A 2,988-nucleotide genomic window follows, 5' to 3' on the forward strand; every position below is an offset into this window, starting at 1 on the left:
CCTGAGCCAGGATCAAACTCTCCATAAAAACTATTTACGGAGCTTGATTCAGCTCGTTTGTTTACCAAAAATTCATTGACGAGTCTAGCTTTTAATTCATTCTTGTTGTTCAGTTTTCAATGACCTTGATTTCCTTTTGGCTCGCTGTGTCCCGAGCGCTTAGTTATAATAACAAAGTTACCGGTACCTTTCAAGCATCTTTATCCCAGTTTAAACATCACTAGGTCAAGAATGCTTCGTTTTTTCTACAAAATTCTACGAATATCTAAAGGATAATCATTTTCTTAATTAAATATTCATCTTTATTAATCTTCTCTGGATTTCATGGTAGGAAATAAGATAACGTCCCTGATAGAGGCTGAATCTGTCAGAAGCATGACGAGCCTGTCAATCCCAATGCCAAGTCCGCCTGTAGGCGGAAGTCCATATTCAAGCGCTTGAAGAAAGTCTTCATCCATCATGTGCGCCTCATCGTCACCCTTTTCTCTTTCCAGAACCTGTTTTTCAAATCTCCCTCTCTGATCAATGGGGTCATTTAACTCCGAGAACGCATTTCCTGCCTCTCTACCATAAATAAATACCTCAAACCTGTCCGTATACTCAGGATTTTCTGCATTCCTTTTAGCAAGAGGAGAAATTTCTACAGGATGACCGATGATAAAAGTTGGTTGAATAAGTTTTGGTTCAACAAATTCTTCAAAAACCTCATTGATAATTTTGCCCTTGGTTTCCAGGGCATTAATTTGCAGCCCTTTCTCCATGGCAACTTTTCTGGCTTCTTCATCGGTTTCAATTTGGGTAAAATCTATTCCAGCATACTCTTTAATTGCGTCAAGCATCGGCAAGCGGCGCCAGGGCTTCGCGAAATTAATCTTTTCACCCTGATAAGTAACTTCCTGGGTATGAAGAACTTTCTCCACAATATAAACGATCATATCCTCTGTAAGGTTCATAATGTCTTCATAATTTGCATAAGCCTGATATAGTTCCATCATGGTAAATTCAGGGTTATGCTTAATCGAAATTCCTTCATTCCGGAAATTACGGCCAATTTCAAATACCTTTTCAAAACCGCCCACAATCAGCCTCTTAAGCGGAAGTTCCAGAGCTATCCTCATGTATAACTGCATATCAAGCGCGTTATGATGCGTAATAAAAGGCTTTGCAGTCGCGCCGCCTGCGATCGGAAGCAGCGTAGGCGTCTCAACCTCCAGAAATCCTTTCTCTTCCAGGTATTCACGCATCGTTCTAATAATTTTATTTCTGGTGATAAATGTTTCCTTCACTTCTGCATTCATGATCAAATCAAGATAACGCTGACGGTAACGGATATCGACGTTGGTAAGCCCATGAAACTTTTCCGGCAGCGGTCTCAGCGATTTTGATAGCAATGTAATATCCTCAGCCTTTATTGAAATCTCGCCTCTTTTGGTACGGAAAACGCTGCCGCGGACGCCGATAATATCACCAATATCAAACGTCTTTATCGTGTCAAACATTTCTTCGCCGAACGCATCAACCCGAATATAGATCTGGATTTTCCCCTGAAGGTCTTGAATGTGCACGAAAAGAACTTTCCCTTGATCTCTTTTGGACATGATTCTTCCGGCTGCGCTGACATCCTGCCCTTCCAGCTCATCAAAATTCTCGATAATGCCTTGTGATAAATGGGTTCTCAAGTAATGGTCCGCATAGGGCTCAATACCTTTCGCCCTGAGATTGTCCAGCTTGTCCAAGCGAATACGCATCAGTTCATTAATATCCAGATTTTCCATCGTTTTTTCCCCCAACATCTGTTTCAGTTCAATACTATATTATACCAAACAAGGCTATCCAACTAGTACCTTATCAGCTCTAAAACACATGTAAACCGTTGAGGAAAATTTTCGGATGGCAAGGAAATGAAGGGCAACGCAGTCATACAAAAATTTAACCAGCGGAAACATGTAGATTTAGTGTTCACATAATACCAATACCCTGTAAACACTATCCAGCCCGTAACACCATCACGCGGTATTACGGGCTAAAATTCAGCTTCATTTTGTTGAAATGGACCATTGAACGAACAAATTTTTTAATAGAAAGCAGCAAATAAACTAACGGATATCTACAATTTCATAACGAAGCATTCCTGCCGGAACATTAACCTCAACAACGCTGCCTTTAATTTGTCCAAGAACAGCTTTGCCAACCGGTGATTCATTGGAAATTTTATTGACTGCCGGATCTGCCTCTGCCGAGCCGACGATGGTATACTCTTCTTCGTCCCCGTATTCAACATCTTTTAACAGCACTGTACTTCCTATGGCAACATGGTCTTTTTCATCATTGTCGTCAATGACTCTGGCATTTCTCAGCATTTTCTCGAGAGTAATGATCCTGCCTTCAATAAAAGCCTGTTCATTTTTAGCATCTTCATATTCTGAGTTTTCGGATATATCTCCAAACTCAATGGCTTGTTTAATCCTTTCAGCAACTTCTCTCCTTCTTTGGGTCTTTAGAATCTCCAGTTCTTCTTCCAGTTTCTTCAAACCATCAAGCGTTAAAATGACTTCTTTTTCGGGCATAAAAAATACCCCTCCCTCTTTTTCTTATGAGGTAATTTTTTTGAATCCTTTTATGTGAGACATTATATACACAAGTAAAATAAAATATACGCTGTAAATCTCTTCCTAGCTTTTTAATACTCGTAATTATAAGGAACCTCCATTTTATTGTCAAGCAAATTTACTTAATATTTTGATAGCCGGATTAATGGTCCGGGCATTCCATCGAGTAAATGCCTGAAAACAACGTCTTCATTTCTTGGTAACTTTTGATTTTCATGATCTGGTTCCGGTACTCTGCTGCTTTCCTCATACCCGGGTCTTTGACACTTGCATAAATATTAAAATCTTTGAAAGCCTTGAAAACAGGGCTTTTTTTGTTAGAAAATCGTCAAATTATTGCTATTTAGTATTGAGCAATTTGTGGTAATGTGTTATAATA

The 2,988-nt window shown here is 39.5% G+C and carries 2 protein-coding genes; both read right to left on the minus strand.

Annotated elements, in window-relative coordinates; genetic code table 11:
* Positions 1 to 305: 305 nt before the first annotated feature.
* Positions 306 to 1,775, minus strand: a complete 1,470-nt coding sequence (gene lysS, locus OKX56_RS13665) for a lysine--tRNA ligase (protein WP_019226925.1) — start codon at positions 1,773 to 1,775, stop codon at positions 306 to 308.
* Between the two features lie 321 nt (positions 1,776 to 2,096).
* Entirely contained in the window at positions 2,097 to 2,567 is a 471-nt protein-coding gene (gene greA, locus OKX56_RS13670) for a transcription elongation factor GreA (protein WP_019226924.1), read from the minus strand.
* Between the last annotated feature and the right edge of the window lie 421 nt (positions 2,568 to 2,988).

The organism is Dehalobacter sp. (genome assembly GCF_030063005.1).
GTDB classification, from domain to species: domain Bacteria; phylum Bacillota; class Desulfitobacteriia; order Desulfitobacteriales; family Syntrophobotulaceae; genus Dehalobacter; species Dehalobacter restrictus.

Coding starts and splice junctions, on each gene's coding strand:
- lysS (WP_019226925.1), bottom strand. CDS start 1,775: ATGGAAAATCTGGATATTAATGAACTGATGCGTATTCGCTTGGACAAG.
- greA (WP_019226924.1), bottom strand. CDS start 2,567: ATGCCCGAAAAAGAAGTCATTTTAACGCTTGATGGTTTGAAGAAACTG.